The sequence below is a fragment of the Nocardia stercoris genome, assembly GCF_003696265.1.
GTDB classification, from domain to species: domain Bacteria; phylum Actinomycetota; class Actinomycetes; order Mycobacteriales; family Mycobacteriaceae; genus Nocardia; species Nocardia stercoris.
On the sequence record NZ_RFFH01000004.1, the window covers coordinates 240439 to 255790 of the forward strand.

15 protein-coding genes and 1 tRNA gene are annotated in these 15352 nt (G+C 65.2%); 8 read left to right on the forward strand and 8 right to left on the reverse strand.

All coding sequences use genetic code 11. The features are described from left to right. The first annotated feature begins 18 nt into the window (after positions 1-18). Positions 19-3102: a pPIWI_RE module domain-containing protein gene (locus EBN03_RS12065; protein ID WP_122188080.1), complete on the forward strand. Its 3084-nt coding sequence runs from the start codon at positions 19-21 to the stop codon at positions 3100-3102. Between the two features lie 376 nt (positions 3103-3478). Here EBN03_RS12065 and EBN03_RS12070 read toward each other — a convergent pair whose 3' ends face one another. Further along, complete coding sequence (locus EBN03_RS12070) at positions 3479-4264, reverse strand: hypothetical protein (protein ID WP_147471554.1); 786 nt, start codon at positions 4262-4264, stop codon at positions 3479-3481. A gap of 587 nt (positions 4265-4851) precedes the next feature. Between EBN03_RS12070 and EBN03_RS12075 the strand changes: the two genes are divergently transcribed. Beyond that, complete coding sequence (locus EBN03_RS12075) at positions 4852-6252, forward strand: site-specific integrase (RefSeq protein ID WP_147471555.1); 1401 nt, start codon at positions 4852-4854, stop codon at positions 6250-6252. Between the two features lie 77 nt (positions 6253-6329). Here EBN03_RS12075 and EBN03_RS12080 read toward each other — a convergent pair. Continuing rightward, a tRNA-Lys gene (locus EBN03_RS12080) sits at positions 6330-6402 on the reverse strand. Between the two features lie 212 nt (positions 6403-6614). On the opposite strand from EBN03_RS12080, the gene EBN03_RS12085 reads away from it, so the two are divergent. Then, complete coding sequence (locus EBN03_RS12085) at positions 6615-7814, forward strand: L,D-transpeptidase (RefSeq protein WP_122188376.1); 1200 nt, start codon at positions 6615-6617, stop codon at positions 7812-7814. Between the two features lie 201 nt (positions 7815-8015). Beyond that, positions 8016-8630 carry an antibiotic biosynthesis monooxygenase gene (locus tag EBN03_RS12090; protein WP_233608328.1) on the forward strand — a complete coding sequence of 205 codons (615 nt, stop codon included), beginning with the start codon at positions 8016-8018 and terminating at the stop codon, positions 8628-8630. Between the two features lie 38 nt (positions 8631-8668). On the opposite strand, the gene EBN03_RS12095 is transcribed toward EBN03_RS12090, so the two are convergent. The 3 genes from EBN03_RS12095 to EBN03_RS12105 are packed head-to-tail and all read right to left on the reverse strand — an operon-like array spanning position 8669 to position 11029. Continuing rightward, positions 8669-9352 (reverse strand): CE1759 family FMN reductase, encoded by a 684-nt coding sequence (locus EBN03_RS12095; protein ID WP_122188084.1) that lies wholly within the window; start codon positions 9350-9352, stop codon positions 8669-8671. Positions 9353-9356: 4 nt separating this feature from the next. Continuing rightward, positions 9357-10493 carry an LLM class flavin-dependent oxidoreductase gene (locus EBN03_RS12100; RefSeq protein WP_122188085.1) on the reverse strand — a complete coding sequence of 379 codons (1137 nt, stop codon included), beginning with the start codon at positions 10491-10493 and terminating at the stop codon, positions 9357-9359. Between the two features lie 29 nt (positions 10494-10522). After that, positions 10523-11029, reverse strand: a complete 507-nt coding sequence (locus EBN03_RS12105) for a MarR family winged helix-turn-helix transcriptional regulator (RefSeq protein ID WP_122188377.1) — start codon at positions 11027-11029, stop codon at positions 10523-10525. 178 nt (positions 11030-11207) lie between these two features. Between EBN03_RS12105 and EBN03_RS12110 the strand changes: the two genes are divergently transcribed. Beyond that, positions 11208-11684, forward strand: coding sequence for an SRPBCC family protein (locus EBN03_RS12110; protein ID WP_122188086.1), 477 nt, complete (start codon positions 11208-11210; stop codon positions 11682-11684). 133 nt (positions 11685-11817) lie between these two features. Further along, positions 11818-12369, forward strand: a complete 552-nt coding sequence (locus tag EBN03_RS12115) for a hypothetical protein (protein WP_147471556.1) — start codon at positions 11818-11820, stop codon at positions 12367-12369. A 42-nt stretch (positions 12370-12411) separates the two neighbouring features. Here the strand turns inward: EBN03_RS12115 and EBN03_RS12120 are convergent, their stop codons facing one another. From EBN03_RS12120 to EBN03_RS12130, 3 genes are all read right to left on the reverse strand, one after another. Further along, the gene (locus tag EBN03_RS12120; RefSeq protein WP_122188378.1) at positions 12412-12753 is read right to left on the reverse strand and encodes a zinc ribbon domain-containing protein YjdM; all 342 of its coding nucleotides are present in this window, start codon (positions 12751-12753) and stop codon (positions 12412-12414) included. An 18-nt stretch (positions 12754-12771) separates the two neighbouring features. Continuing rightward, positions 12772-13581: an alpha/beta fold hydrolase gene (locus tag EBN03_RS12125; RefSeq protein WP_122188088.1), complete on the reverse strand. Its 810-nt coding sequence runs from the start codon at positions 13579-13581 to the stop codon at positions 12772-12774. A 98-nt stretch (positions 13582-13679) separates the two neighbouring features. Beyond that, positions 13680-14006, reverse strand: coding sequence for a hypothetical protein (locus EBN03_RS12130; protein ID WP_147471557.1), 327 nt, complete (start codon positions 14004-14006; stop codon positions 13680-13682). Between the two features lie 22 nt (positions 14007-14028). Between EBN03_RS12130 and EBN03_RS12135 the strand changes: the two genes are divergently transcribed. After that, on the forward strand, positions 14029-14985 hold the full coding sequence (locus EBN03_RS12135) for a hypothetical protein (RefSeq protein WP_122188090.1): 957 nt from the start codon (positions 14029-14031) through the stop codon (positions 14983-14985). A gap of 2 nt (positions 14986-14987) precedes the next feature. Then, positions 14988-15305: a hypothetical protein gene (locus EBN03_RS12140; RefSeq protein WP_122188091.1), complete on the forward strand. Its 318-nt coding sequence runs from the start codon at positions 14988-14990 to the stop codon at positions 15303-15305. Positions 15306-15352: the final 47 nt, after the last annotated feature.

Consider the following 15352-nt stretch of genomic DNA (forward strand, 5'->3'; position numbering starts at 1 on the left):
GGAAAGGGAACCCTGACTGTGGGCTTCACATACAAGACCGTCACGCGAGCCGCATACCACCTTGCGCCGCACTCGGCCCCGTGGACGATCGAGTACCGGGCACTACAGTTTCCTGAACAGGCCCGGGAAAGTCTGCTCGGACTATGCAACTACGGCCGGCACCAGGGAGATGACCTATACCGTACTGTGCCCACATATCGCCTGGACGGAGTGCTACAAAGTCTCGCCCCGGATCTAGTCGTGTGCGCACGGCCGAAGGATACGGCAGTCTCGGAAAAGGACTTCTGGCTGTATTCTCCTGCGGGGCTGCCCGATCCGCTACCCGGACCGACGATGAACAGGCTCCTGTCGGCTTGGCTTCGCACACTCGGACCGGCATCGGCGGTCGGCACTCCCGGCTATCGCGACCTGTGGGCGAAGACCCTCACCGAACTTGACGCCTCGCCTCTGCTCTGGCAGGACGATACCGTGGATCTGCTCGGTTGCCCCCTGACAACCGGTGGCACGGCAGCGCCGGCCGCCCGTCAGTTCCAGCTGGCGACCGATGCCTTGGCGCGGCGCATCATGGCACTGGAGCCATACGACTTCGGGACAGGTGTGTTGAGATTCCGCGCTATTCCGCGCGGGGCGCGCCAAAAGGGTGCGGAACTGATGTCTCAGCCACACAGCCACCAGATCAAAGGCAGGACATGGTGGTTCTCGATCACCATCAACATCACCCTGCACACAGTCCCCTTGGACCCGACGCCACGGCTGCACATACACACCGGCGTCCGGCGATGGGCAACACATCCCCGCACAGACACCGGGAGGGTCTACCTTCCCTACCGCCGCGCCACCACCGTCTACCTCAGACCCACGATCCCATGGCTGCCCGGCGCTCCCGCGAGTGAGAGGTACGCTGTGGCCAAATTGGCCTACGACCAACGCCGCAGCGCTGTCGACTGGGCAGAGAACGGCCCCGCCGGAATCCTGCGCAATCTGGCACTACGCCAAGCATTTCCAGACCCCGAGGCGCTGCTCAGAGCGCCGGAAGCGTGGCTCGGAGACGGCCCGGGTGTCCGTGCGGCCATCGTCCACAGCAACCACATGGGCGCACACGAGATCGGCCCAGGGCTGATGTCTCACCAGCGATCACAAATCATCGAGTGGGCCGAGCAAGCGCTGCCTGCGGAACTCGTCCGCGCGCAGCCGTTGGCCCGCAGCACCGCCGGCACGAGCAAACCCGCCAATGCTCGTGCTGCTGTCGAAGGAGCCGCTAAGAAAACCGAGGAAGAACGCGCGGCGTACGAGCGCCGCAGTGCTCTCGGTGCAGCCGCCCGGATCAACGCCGGCGACCACCACTCTCCGATGGATGGACCTGCGGTCGTCGAATTCAGGCTTCTATGGCAGACCTCGACGGTACGTGAGGCCGCGATCACCGCCCTGAGCGACATCCTCGGCCTGGACGGTGACGGCGAAGCACTCCTACCGGAGCTGGGCCAACGTCACGGTACCTGTACCGACTATGACGGCGCCGCGCCCGGAAACGCCGTGGTGCGCCAGTGGCACACCCCGGAACTGACGGTCGTTCTGCGCTGTATTCCACTATCTGGAGGTCTTGCTGACAAGCTTCATATCAACAAGCGGAATTGTTCCGGGACAACAGCCCTCGGCGATGCGATCAACACACGACGCCATGAGCTGGTCAGGTACCTGACCGATGATGGCGCTCGTAGCGCAACACCTACACTCGCCCTGGTCGAAATCGCCCACCGGAGCACATTCGTACCTGCGAACACCGATCCGAAATTCGCCGTCCGGCTCGGTTGCGCCGACGCCGGTGTCCTCACCCAGTTCGTAGCCGTCCCCTCGAATGCCAAAGGCATCAAGAATGCAAAGAACGTAGACCACCGCGTTCGCTCCAGCTGGCTGGACGGACTACGGCAACTCGGAGTACGTGTCCTGCCAGAACACACCCTCCATGGCGACCTCCCCGAGAACCTCCGGTACGCGGCGGTCTGGATGGTCAAACGCCGCAAGGACGGCCCCACTCGTCTGCCTCTGCACATGCCTGTCGCAGTGCGTGTGACCCCGATGCCACACGGAAATGGCCGAGCGCAGATCGAAGGCTGGGACGACGACGCCAAAGAGTGGATCCCATACCCGCGGTTCCTTCTCGGACTGGTCCGAAAGGCTGAAATCTCTAACATCGACCGCGAACCCGGCACGGCGGCCGATGTTGAATCCACCGCAGCCGATCCGAGCACTGAGCCAGCCAAAAAGAGGATCACCCGGGCCGCCTGGCGAAAAAACATGGAACAGCAAAGGCAAGAAGCTGCCAGCTTTCTGCAACGCATGATCTACTCGTTACGAAGCCAGCCAACCATCTTGATCACTCACTCTCAGAACAGTCGGCAACACTGGCCGTGGCTGCAAGACAGCAAGGTTGTGATGGATCTGATCAAGACGGGTCACGCCCCAGCTTCCGGATTGCATCACAACCTACGTCTGGTCCGGATACGTGGATCGGCGGGGCGCGAAACACCTCAATGGTGGGGTGTAGCCGGTGAACCGGATGGCATCAACGGACTGCCCGCCGGCCTATGGACACAGTCCGGCAGGTCCGGAACCGAACAGCGCATCTTTTACAGCACCACCGAGAAAGCCAGCCAGTTCAAGGCTTCGGCTGTCAGTGCCGACCGTCTCGCACCGAGGGAACTCACACGAGGCAAAAACGCCGGCAATTTGACGATCGACGCAGACAAGCCTGCGTGGAACCCATCTCTGGTAGAGATCGCCATCCTCGGATGTCACCGCGCCGGAGATAGTGATGACCACAGTGACAAGCCGGAGGCGATCGCGCTGGCTGTCCATCAGTTGCGTCAAGCGCCGGACTACTTGGATGCGCTGTCCTTGCCGCTTCCATTGCATCTGGCCGGCTTGGCCCAGGAATATGTCCTACCGACAATCACTGACGACGACCCCGCCGCGGAAGACGACCGGGTCGAGTACATCGAGACGGCAGACGACGGATCTCGCGACCTGGACCCGGATCTAGCTGATGCTCCTGGACTGGAGCAAGAGCCAGAGCCATACGAGCAGATCCTACTATTCGTCTGAGGAGCCTGAGGCCGAGGGCAGTCACAACTGAACGTTGACGAGGTCAAGGTCTCGGCCCGATTGCGCTGAGAAGCCAACTGACGTTCCGCAGCGTGCTCGCCCTGCTTAGGAGACAAGGGCCGAAATAGCGTCAGGTAGACGACGTCGTGCTCAGATAGGGAGGTGCGGTCGAGGGGCGCGTTAGTCGGCAGTCGCGATGATCGGATCACGATTGCCGGGGAATCGCCGTTTTCCCGTTTTAAGGTTTTGCGTGGGGTGTTGTCGTGTGCGCAGTTGGCGTCCTGCCGGGTCGGATGGCGGACCGGCGGGAGTCTACCGATCCGGGTGTCCTTCTTGGGTGCCGCGGTGTCTCGTGACCGGAGGCCGCTGATTCGGCCTAGAGCTCCCGAATTTTTCCGGTCTCGGTGAATCGCTGTGGAATCGGCTCATCGAAGACATCCACGATCCAGTAGAAGTCAGGGTCGGTTTCGATCTGGTGACCGTCGTCGTCTTCCATGAAGTGGACGAAATGCGGCAGGGCACGATGAATACGCACGCGGCGTCCGTTCATCGATTCGTCGTGAGCGATATCGATCGCTTCCTCAGGATCCTCGATCACCTGGTGGGCCGTTAGTAGCGAGCAGCCGGAAGGTAGCGGCCACGTACTGCGCTCGCCAGACCAGTTCGAGAAGTCGTTGCGGTATGTACCCGCGGTGTTGCGAATCCTCACACTCCACCCGGTCTTTTTGTCGATCTGTGCGTTCGCAATGCGGATGCCAAGGTCGAGGTCGGCGGCGGACTGCATTAACCTCGGGAGGTCGTCAGTGCATTTGATGTAGTAGCCGCCGATGTCTCGCGCGGCGGTATGACTTAGCTCATCGTATTGTCCGGGCTGGATGGGGTCGATATGGAGAAGGAAGGTCTTGATGGCCTGCCATACTGGGCCAGGAATTCGGGACATCAGTACCTGGAATGGCACTTCCGGTCCTAGTGCGCGTAAATCGGCGCTGGTCAGGTATTGGTTCATGCAGCCGGCTACCCATTGTGCTAGATCGGCATGAGGTCCACTCAGTGTGGTCACGACGGTAAGTTCGGAAATGCGTTGGCGGTGGTGCGAATCCTCATCTAAGGCGAATATCGTTGCCTTGGCACCAAACTTCCGCACGACGAATTGAGTTATCACCGATGGTCTCCTGGATGCGAGTGAGTGGACCGCAAGGGTCAAGCCGGCGAATCTGGTTTACGTGACGACCGTCCACTGCCGCGGACTGTGGTGGGTTGTTCATGCATTGGCAGAATCGGGCTATCGCCGATATATCGTCACTCGCGATGAAGCTTCTGCTTTCAAGGTTGCGCTGACAGCTGAATCTGCTCGATACACACTTTCGGGTGGGCAGTCGGTCGGCCACAATTCGCTCCTATCGGACTCGTTTGACCGCTCGGATATCTCCGTGAATGGCGATCGGATCACATAGGTCGGCCGGCGATTGACCTCACCTGTGAACCACCAAGAGCGGTGTCGAAGCCTAATATGGACGGAGGCTTCTGTGTTCAAGTGAAAAGCACGAAGCAGGTGCCCGTCTAGTCTATTGGCCCCCACGGTATGTGGGCCCACTGGGAGAGGCGCCACTGGCGGGTGTGGATCGTATCTCAACAAATGTGGGTGGGAAGGATCCGAATACGAAAACCTGATCAATGTTCATTCGTTGGCGCGGTTCGTGGAACCGATTGTTCCGATGGCTATGACACCAAACGTGAGGAGAATGACTCTTGGCCAAGCGCGGACGCCCTCCGATGCGCGAGGGCGTACCGACCAACCCTACCTACCATGCGAGCCGCAACGGTAAGAGCATCGTGGCGCGAGGCTACATGCGGCTCAACGGCAAGACCGAGCCAATGCAGGGCACAGGAGCGACTCGGACCGCTGCGCGGGACGCCTACTTCGAGAATGCCGAGAAACGCAAGTCTGTTCGGCGGTCCGAGGTCAACGACTACACCACCGACTCGAAATTTCGTGTGGTCATTGACGCTTGGCACACCCGGCAGCTGAAGAAGAACCCGCGGAACCGCGACCAAGGGTCCCTGGAAATCTATTTCAGCGAAGTCTTCCATTCGAAGGATCCGCGGGCGCCGAAGGACGTCATCAAGATCGAGGATCTCGCGGACTTTTCGATTCGTGAGATGACTGCGCCGAGGCTCATCGCGCATGTGGATGCGATCCTGGATCTGGGATTTCGGGTGAAAGCGCAGCGGCATCGACTGCTGCTGATCGAGATCATGGCGATCCCCAAGCAATGGGGACTCATCGACACCAACCCGGCCGAAGCCATCGAGGAAATCCGCGACAAGCCTGCAGCTCCACGCGGTCTCACCGCAGACGAGCTGTCACGCCTGCGTGCCCAGCTCCAGCGTTGGGTGGCCGGCGAGCCCATCCCTGGCACACCGGCGGGGCGGATGTCCGATCGGGACAAGACGATTCCCGACCTGTTCGAAGTCGGCCTCGCACTCACCTGCCGGCCCGGTGAGATTCTCGGCCTGGTCTGGGACGAGCCCGGCCGCGAGGACGGAGTTTCCGGTGGCATCGACCTCGATGCCGTCGACGAGAACGGCGATCCCGCCCCGTACGCGTGGGTGACCGGCATCGCCAAACAGGTTCGCGGGCAGTCCATCACCCGCCAGCCGCACACGAAAACCGGCGAGGACGGGATCCGGTGCATGCCGATCCCGGAATGGGCCCTACCCGTATTCCGGCGCCTGCAGGACGAGCACCTGGCCCGCAAGACACCGAACCCATTGAACCTGGTGTTCCCGTCGCGGGAAGGTACGTTGCGATACCTGAACAATGTGCGTCGCGCGTGGAACAACGCTCGCGGCACCGAGTTCGAGTGGGTCACCCTCGGTACTACCCGCAAGACCGGTGCCGGCACGGTGATGGCCGAGCTCGGCTCCAAAGCGACCGCCGAGCAACTCGGCCACACCAGCGAGAAGAACGTCAAGTACTACGCCAAGGCCCCGGCCCGGATCGTGCCCCGGGCGAACGCGAAAGCCCTGTCCTCCCTGGCGCCCAAACCGGCTCCCGAGCCGGTCCGCGCGGCACCGGCCGACCCTGATCCGGCACGTGGTTATGCACCTGAAATTCCCGGGAAACGACGAAAATCAAAGGGGCGCTAGGAGGAAACCAGCAGGAACCCCGCCCACCTGCTTCCGCAGGTAGACAAAGAAAACCCCTCCGAAGAGGGGGTTAACTGTGCGCCATCAGGGACTCGAACCCCGAACCCGCTGATTAAGAGTCAGCTGCTCTGCCAATTGAGCTAATGGCGCTTGTTTCGTTGTGCCCCGCTCTGCGGTGCCTGGAAACAATAACAGGGAGTCGGACAGTTGACGAAATCGCCTGGTCATCGTGGGTAACGAGGTGGTTTCGGTGCGGCGTGGTTGTCGGTTCTGTCCGGGTTGGGGCTGGCATGATCGGCGGGCTGTTTGTCGATCGTTCCGACGGGCTGAACTCCACCGCCGGATTCGCCTGGGGACAGGGGATGGGCATGAAGATTCGCGGATTGACTCGGCTGGCCGGGCCGACGGTGGCGTTGCTGCTGGTCGCGGTGGTGACCGCAGGATGTGGGGGGTCTCGGTCGAATGATTCCGCCGGTCATTCCGGCGCGCAGTCGGTGGCGGAGATATTGACGCCGAAACTGGATCTGCCGGCCGAGAACGGCGCGGTCGATGTCGGCGTCGACACGTTGCTGCCGGTCCGGATCGAGCAGGGGAAGCTGACTGCCGTGACGCTGACCGGCCCGAACGGTGCGGTGGCGGGCACCCTCGCACCGGACGGGACGTCGTGGCACGCCAACGACAAGCTCGCCTTCGGGGCCGTTTATCGGCTGCAGACCGCGGGTGTGGGGCTGGGGAAGCAGGTCTTCAAGACCGTGAGTTTCACCACTATCGCCCCCGAGCACAAGACCCACCCCTATCTGACGCCCGACGACGGGGAAGTCGTCGGTATCGGTCAGCCTGTGGCGGTCGCCTTCGACGAGGACGTGCCGAACCGCTACGCGGTCCAGAAGGCGATTTCCGTCACAACCGTGCCGCCGGTCGAGGGCGCCTTCTACTGGGTGAACAACCGGGAAGTCCGTTGGCGTCCGGAGCATTTCTGGGCGCAGGGCACGAAGGTGACGGTGCACGCCGACCTCTACGGCCACAACCTCGGTGGCGGCCTGCTGCCCGACTCGGACCTGGACGCGACGTTCACCGTCGGTGACGCGACGGTGTTCCACGCCGACGACAACACCAAGCTGGTGACCGTCGAGCGAAACGGGCAGGTCATCCGGACCATGCCGACGTCGATGGGCAAGGAGTCCTCGCCGACCACCAACGGCATCTACATCCTCAGTGACCGCCACCAGCAGATCATCATGGACTCCACCACTTTCGGACTGCCCTCGGGCAGCCCCGGCGGATACCGCACGCCGGTGGACTGGGCCACCCGCATGTCCTACAGCGGCATCTTCATGCATTCCGCGCCCTGGTCGGTGTGGGCGCAGGGTTCCACCGACACCAGCCACGGCTGTCTGAACCTGAGCCCGGAGGACGCCGAGTGGGTGTACGACAACGCCAAGCGCGGTGACATCGCGATCGTGTCGAACACCGTCGGCGACACCCTGTCCGGGATCGACGGTCTCGGGGACTGGAACGTCCCGTGGGCGGACTGGAAGGCGGGTAACGCGGGCGGTCAGTAACAGCCCGTTCGTGACCGGCGGGCCGGGTAGGTGCCGACCCGATAACAACTGTCGCGAGCCTATGGCAATTCGGATATGGGCTGCTGTAGATCAGTGGCAGGTGGTCTGGCTACCCACTGGCAACGTGTCGGTGGTGTCGACGGGCCGGATCCATCGGTGGCGCCGCCGGGGCGCTGCCCCCGTTGGCGGAGGGAGTTAGACGTGTTCGCACGTTCCACGACAGTGCAGGCGCAATTGTCCGCGATCGACGAAGGGATCACCGCCGTCCGTGACACGGTGTTGCCCGCGGTGCAGGGCATGCCCGGATGTATCGGCATGTCGCTGCTGGTCGACATGCAGTCCGGTCGGTGCATCGCCACCAGCGCCTGGCAGACCGAGCAGGCGATGCGCGACAGCGAGGGCCCGATCAGTTCCTTCCGGGCCATGGCCATGTTTCGGGGCCGCGCCCAGGTCCACGAATGGGAGATCGCGCTGCTGCACCGCGACCACCGGACCGGACCGGGCGCCTACTCGCGCGTGATCTGGGGGCAGACCGCCACGGGCCGGTTCGACGAGGCGATCGAGGGCTTCCGGGTCGGTGGCCTGCCGCAGCTCGAGCAGCTCGACGGTTTCTGCAGTGCCAGCATGCTGGTGAACCGGGCGACGGGCCGCGGTGTGGTGACCGAAACCTTCGACAGCGCGGCCGCGCTGGACCGCAGCCGGGAGCAGGCCGAGGCGATCCGTGACGAGAGCACCCGGCGGACCGGGGTGGAGATCCTCGATGTGGGCGAATTCGAGCTGGCCCTGGCGCACCTGCGGGTTCCCGAGCTGGTCTAGCCCGGGCGGGCGGTGGCCTGAAGCGGCCACCGCCGTGCTCAGCCGACGACGTGCCCGTTGGTGTGGGCGGGCTGCGCGTCCCCGGTGTGCCCGGCCAGCAGCCGGCTGAACGGTGTGACGGCGTCGAGCTGGTTGCCCGAGCGGCGCGGCCGGATCGACGGGTCCGGCACGAAGCCGGCAACCGCGGTCGGTACCGACACCACTTGGGTGGCCAGTTCGGCGGCCGCGCGGGTGATGCGCTCGGACAGCCCGGTGGAGCCGAAATCCGAAGTGGCGGCGAAGACTCCGGTCGGCACGACCACGGCCCGCAAGTAGGTGAACAGCGGGCGCAGGGCGTGGTCGAGGACCAGGGCGTGCCGTTCGGTCCCGGCGGTGGCGGCGATCAGTACCGGCATGCCGTTGATCGATTCGGGATCCAGGATATCGACGAACATCTTGAACAGGCCGCTGTAGCTCGCGGCGAAAACCGGTGTGACAGCGATGATTCCGGCGGCCCGAGTGACCTGTTCCCGAGCTGCCGTGATGGCGGGGGTCGCGACGCCGGTGGTGACCGTGGTGGCGAGATCGGCTGCCAGCTCCCGCAATTCGATGAACTGCAGCTCGATCTGCTCACCGCGCGCGCCCACCGCCGCCGACAGCGCGGTGCCGAGCTGGTCGGCGAGCATCCGCGTGGACGACGGCTGGGACACCCCGGCGGTGAGCACGACGACGGTTCGATTCATGTTCTTACCCTTCGGCATTCGCGGTGAGCCGCTCGCGGGCGGGCTCGACCAGGTGGAACGGGGACTCGGGGCCGGCGGCGACCAGGCTCGCGTGGGTGGGCGGGTCGCTGGGCACGCCGGCGGGGCGGCGCAGCTCGAATTCCTTGCGCAGCACCGGAACCACCTCACGGCCGAGGATCTCGACCTGCTCCAGCGCGGCCTCCAGCGGCAGGCCGGCGTGGTCGACGAGGAACAGCTGGCGCTGGTAATCACCGGCGTAGTCGGCGAATCCGAGCGTCTTCTCGAGGACCTGCTCGGGAGTGCCGACGGTGAGCGGGGTCATCTCCGTGAAGTCCTCCAGCGACGGGCCGTGCCCGTAGACGGGGGCGTTGTCGAAGTAGGGGCGGAAGTACTTCTTCGCGGCCGCTTCGGTTTCCGCCATGAACACCTGCCCGCCGAGGCCGACGATCGCCTGTTCGGCGGCGCCGTGGCCGTAGTACTCGTACCGCTGCCGGTAGAGCCGGACCATCTGCTCGGTGTGCTCCTTGTTCCAGAAGATGTTGTTGTGGAAGAAGCCGTCGCCGTAATAGGCGGCCTGTTCAGCGATCTCGGGGGTGCGGATCGAACCGTGCCACACGAACGGCGGTGTGCCGTCCAGCGGCGCCGGGGTGGAGGTGTACCCGCTCAGTGGCGTGCGGAACTTGCCCTGCCAGTTCACGACCGGCTCGCGCCACAGCTTGCGCAGCAGGTGGTAGTTCTCGATCGCCAGGTTCACGCCCTCGCGAATGTCCTTGCCGAACCACGGATAGACCGGGCCGGTGTTGCCGCGGCCCATCATCAGGTCGACGCGGCCGCCCGAGAGGTGCTGCAGCATCGCGTAGTCCTCGGCGATCTTCACCGGGTCGTTGGTGGTGATCAGCGTGGTCGCGGTGGACAGCAGCAGGCGCTCGGTGCGCGCGGCGACCCAGCCCAGCATGGTGGTGGGAGAGGAGGGGACGAACGGCGGATTGTGGTGCTCGCCGGTCGCGAAGACGTCGAGGCCGACCTCTTCGGCCTTCAGCGCGAGCTGCGTCATCGCGTGGATCCGCTCGCTCTCGGTGGGGGCGACTCCGGTCGTGGGGTCGGTGGTCACGTCTCCGACGGTGAAGATTCCGAACTGCACGGTGCGCCTCCTGGCATGTAGTGAAGATTTCAATCACCAGAACAGAGGGGTGCTCCGGAGTATTCCCCGCCCTTCGGCGCTGCCGGTGTGCCCTGCAGCCGGGCGCGCAGGCGGGTGAACACGCGCCCGAGGACCGCCAGCTCGGCGGGGTCGAGGTCGTCGAGGAACAGGGCTCGAATCGTGGCCGAGTGGTGCGGGACCGCGTTCAGGAAGGACTCCAGGCCGGTCGCAGTGAGCACCGCCACCGCGCCGCGGCCGTCGTCCGGTGCCGGCTCGCGCACCACCAGGCCGCGCTTGGCCATGGAATTCACCTGGTAGGTGACCCGGCTGCGGGAGAAGACCATGCGATCGGCGAGCTCGCTCATGCGCAGCCGGTGACTCGGCGCCTCCCGCAGCAGGAGCAGCATGTGGTAGTCGATCAGGGTGAGTCCGGTGCTCGCGCGCAGAGTTTCGTCGAGCACCGTTTCGAGCCGCAGGCTCGCCTCGATGTACGCCCGCCAGGCCACGCCCTCGTCGACCGTCTCGTCGCTCGGCATGATCACCCCGCATGTCGGTGGATTGATGATTTCAATCTTAACCAATAACGCGCGGGGCCGGTTCCCTTCGGCGCCCTGCGCTGTCGGTGCCGGGAGTGGGCTGCGAAACACGCCCGCGGGCCGGATCAATTGGTTAGGCTAACCTTAACGGCAGTTTGGCGAAAGTGGGGGCAGTGCAATGACATTCGAACGAGTAGTGCGGACGAGCCTGGTCGATGCGCCGGTCGCAGCAGTCTGGGCGGCCGTCACCACCCCGGCGGGCTTCAATGCCGAACTGTGGCCTTATCTGCGGATGACCGTCCCGCGGCCGTTCCGGGGCGCGACGATCGCGGATGTCACGCCCGGAATGCACATCGGGCGCAGCGTTCTCCTGCTGTTCGGTGTGCTGCCCATCGACTACGACGACATCACGATCGCCGAGATCGACGAAGGCCGCAGGTTTCGGGAGGAGTCGGCCATGCTGTCGATGCGCCCGTGGATCCACGAGCGCGCGCTGCGCCCTGTCGGCGACCGCACCGAGGTGACCGACACGCTGACCTTCGCGCCGCGCCCGCCGTTGGCTCTGGTGCCGGGTGCGGGCGCGGTGCTGCGGGGCATCGTCGCGGCACTTTTCCGGCACCGGCATCGCCGGCTGGGTTCCCTGCTCGGGGCGTGACGGAGTCGCCCGGCGAGCTATGAACGGGATTGTTCGTTTTCGGTTCGGGCCGGTACGACGGGCGGATACCGTGTGAGCCGCGGCGCGGTGGGTGCGTCGCACGCAGTGTCAGAGGATGTAGATGAAAAACAATATGACCAGGGCCGTTGCGGCGGTTGCCGGAATCTCCGCGGCAGTGCTGCCGGGGATCGACGCGGCGACGGCGTCGGCGGATGTGGCGCCGGTTCAGTACCAGCTCAGTTACAGCGGCTGCTACCAGCACAAGGCCTGTTCCTTCGATGTGCGGACCCCCGACACGACGTCGGTGGTGACGATCACGGTCAACGGCACGGCGGTGGCCAGCGGGGCACCGCAGCTGGTCGCCCCGGCCCAGCCCGGCTATTCCCCCGCCTACGCCGACTACACGGCCACGTGGACGCCGACCAGCAGCGGCGTGTACACCGTGACCGCGACCCAGGGCTCGAACACCGCGACCTGGAAGTTCGCCGTCTGCCCGACCCCGCCGTACTCCGGCTCCGGCGGTTTCACCGACAGCCCGTTCCCGCCGCCGGTCGACACCACCGGGCCCGTGCTCGGATCGGTGGAGAACGGTCCGTACAACCTGTGCAACCAGCTCGGGCTCCTGGCCACCCAGTCGGGCATCCCGACCGGAAGCACTCTGCCGCTGTTCAGCCTGTCCGGCTAGCGGGCCGCGGGTGGGGGCCGGCGCGGCTGGCCCCCACCCGCACTACGCCTTCTTGACCACGCTCGACTTGAGCTGCATCGGGCCGATGCCGTCCACCTTGCAGTCGATGTCGTGGTCGCCGACGCCCTGGACGAGGCGGATATTGCGCACCTTGGTGCCCACCTTGATGCCGGTGCTCGAGCCCTTGACCTTCAGGTCCTTGATCACGGTGACGGTGTCGCCGTCGGCGAGGACGTTGCCGACCGCGTCCTTGATCACCGGTGCGGTGTCGGCTGATTCGGTGCCCGCGGACCACTCATGGGCACACTCCGGGCAGACCAGCAGCGCGCCCAGCTCATAGGTGTAAGCGCTCTCGCACCGCGGGCACGGGGGTAGTTCGTTCATCGCGGACCCCATGTTGAATCAGGCTGCGCCGGTGAGGAAGCCGACGATCGCCTGGTTGACGGCTTCGGGCTGCTCCAGATAGCCGAAGTGGCCGCACTGCTCCAGCTCGGTGTAGCGGGCGCCGGGAATCGCCTGGGCCACTTCACGACCCATGGCGGCCGGGGTCATGCGATCGTCGGCGAACCCGATCACCAAGCTGGGCTTGGTGATCCGGGTGTAGGCGGTGCGGCGGTCCTCGGAACGGTCCATGCCCAGCTGGGCCCGCACGCCCGGTGCCGTCTTGGCGCCGGAGGTGAATTCGAAGATGTCGAGCCACTCCTGGGCCTTGGCCGGGTCGGCGACACTGGCGGGCGACAGGTTCAGCATCGCCTTGATCGCGGCGGCGTACTGCGGCGGCAGCTGGACATCCTTGTCGTACAACGCCTGTTCGCCCGCGTTGAGCAGCGCGGACAGCGGGTGCGAGCGGGCCACGGCGCCCATGGTGACCGTGCGATCCACCAATTCCGGTCGCGCGAGGGCGAGTTCGAGGGTCACCCGGGCGCCCATCGAGTGCCCGACTACGTGCGCGGGGGCGCCGAGGAGTTCGATCAGGGCCGCGGCGTCACCGACCAGGTCGGTCATCCGGATTCCGTCGGCGCACTCGTCGCTGGGCGCGATGCCGCGGCTGTCGTAGGTGGCGACCCGAAATCCGGCCTTCACCAGCGCGGGCACCTGGTAGTTCTTCCATACCCGACCGGGGCTGCCGCTGCCCATGATCATCAGGACCAACGGTCCGGTCCCGGTTACCTCATAGTTGAGCCGAATCCCGTTCAGGGTGGTGATAGGCATGGTTCTCCTGGCTGGTATGCCTGATTGCGAATCTATGCAACTAACCGGGGGAGAGTATCACGCGGCACTTCCGGGGCGTCCCGAGCTCGCCGGACCGCTCACACCAAGAAGCCGGCCAGCAGGGACGCCGCGTTGGCCGTCACCGAGATGAGCAGGAGTTCACCGGGCCGACGGCGGCGGACGGCGTAGACCAGCGCCGCTTCGAGCAGACAGACACCGATCTCGGCGACAATCAAGGTCGCCCAGAACGCGTTCGGGGCGGCACGGCTGATGATCGACCACAGCAGGGGATGGGAGACCAAGTTCACCGCGGTGCCCGTGGCGGCCGCGCGGGCGGGCCGGAAAGCCTTCGCCGTCACCAGCATCGCGGTATAGATTGGCACCTCGACGAGCAGGGTGAGAGCCAATGCCCACGGGTATCGCACGGGGAGATGGTAGGGGAGGACCGTGGCCGCGCCGACGATCGCAGCACCGGGCCCGGTGGCACAGCCGCTCCGGCCGACCGCGCTCGCCGCCGTTTTCGTACTCGCCGCCGCCGCGGCTCTGACCGCGGCGCTGCGGGTTCCGGCCGCACTCACCCTGATCGGGCTGGCCTGCTTCGGCATCCTGCACAACGCCCTCGAATTGCGTTATGTCACAGGCCGCTTCGCGCACGTGCTGAACGGGCGTTTTCTGCGGCTGCTGCTGATACCGATCACCGGGATCGTGCTGTGCCGGGCTTTTCGGCGCGGGCTGTGGTCGCAGGAGGCCGAAATCCTGCTCGGCTACGGCGTTCTCGGGGTGGCGGCGGTGCACGCGTTACGCCGGCGACCCCTGCTGCTGGTCGCGGTGGGTACGGTGCTGATCGGTGCGGCGGCGAGCTCGCTGTTGTTCCCCGCCTACCACTTCGTGGTGTTGACGCATGTGCACAACCTGGTGCCACTGCTGTTCCTGATCGAATGGTCGCGCGAGCTGCCGCGCGGCCGCGCCACCTTCCTGTCGGCCCAATTCCTGTGGGTCCTGGTTATTCCGGCGCTGCTGCTCACCGGACTGTTCGACCACATGTCGACGGTCGGCCCGGTCGCACTGACCACCGGATACACCCCGCCGATGTGGCTCGGCACGACCGTGGCCGCGCGATTCCTCGCCGTCTTCGCGTTCCTGCAGACCATGCACTACGTGGTGTGGGTGTGGTTCATGCCGCGCTACGGCCCGGCCGCGACCGCTGCCTTCGAGGCCCGGCTACCGGACCTGCGTGGAATCCGTGGCTGGGCAGTCGGTTTCGCTGCGGCTACGGCGGTCGGCGCACTGTTCGCGGCGGACTACGCCGCGGGCAAGTCCCTCTACTCGTGTGTGGCCACCTATCACGTGTACCTGGAATTTCCGGTGGTGCTGTTGCTGATCCTGGGGTCGGAGAGAGAGTGATCATGACGAATGTGCTGGCCGATGTTGCCCCGGCGGGCGGCGACAGCTCCGGCCACGGGCCACAGGTGATCGCGGTCCTCGTGGTGGTTCTGGTCGCCGCCGCGATCCTGTTCGCCCTGTTCCGTGGTGGTATTCGGCGCCTGCAACTGGTCGCTGCGGCGCTGACCGTCGTGATCGCCGTGGGCCTGATCCTCGTGGCCTGTGTCGCTCTCGCGCCACGCGATCGCCACCACGAGTACGTTCCGCACCCGTACGTGCCACAGTCCCGAACGGCGACCGCGACTCCCTCGCCGGTCACATCGACCTCGCCGCCCACCTGATCTTCCGGCCCTGAGCGTTTGTCGACGGCCGCTTGCCGCGCGCCCAG

Excerpts from the sequence above, each read along its gene's own strand:
- EBN03_RS12085 (WP_122188376.1), top strand. The coding sequence starts at position 6,615 with ATGGGCATGAAGATTCGCGGATTGACTCGGCTGGCCGGGCCGACGGTG.
- EBN03_RS12105 (WP_122188377.1), bottom strand. The coding sequence starts at position 11,029 with ATGCCGAGCGACGAGACGGTCGACGAGGGCGTGGCCTGGCGGGCGTAC.
- EBN03_RS12095 (WP_122188084.1), bottom strand. The coding sequence starts at position 9,352 with ATGAATCGAACCGTCGTCGTGCTCACCGCCGGGGTGTCCCAGCCGTCG.
- EBN03_RS12140 (WP_122188091.1), top strand. The coding sequence starts at position 14,988 with ATGACGAATGTGCTGGCCGATGTTGCCCCGGCGGGCGGCGACAGCTCC.
- EBN03_RS12125 (WP_122188088.1), bottom strand. The coding sequence starts at position 13,581 with ATGCCTATCACCACCCTGAACGGGATTCGGCTCAACTATGAGGTAACC.
- EBN03_RS12115 (WP_147471556.1), top strand. The coding sequence starts at position 11,818 with ATGACCAGGGCCGTTGCGGCGGTTGCCGGAATCTCCGCGGCAGTGCTG.
- EBN03_RS12120 (WP_122188378.1), bottom strand. The coding sequence starts at position 12,753 with ATGAACGAACTACCCCCGTGCCCGCGGTGCGAGAGCGCTTACACCTAT.
- EBN03_RS12110 (WP_122188086.1), top strand. The coding sequence starts at position 11,208 with ATGACATTCGAACGAGTAGTGCGGACGAGCCTGGTCGATGCGCCGGTC.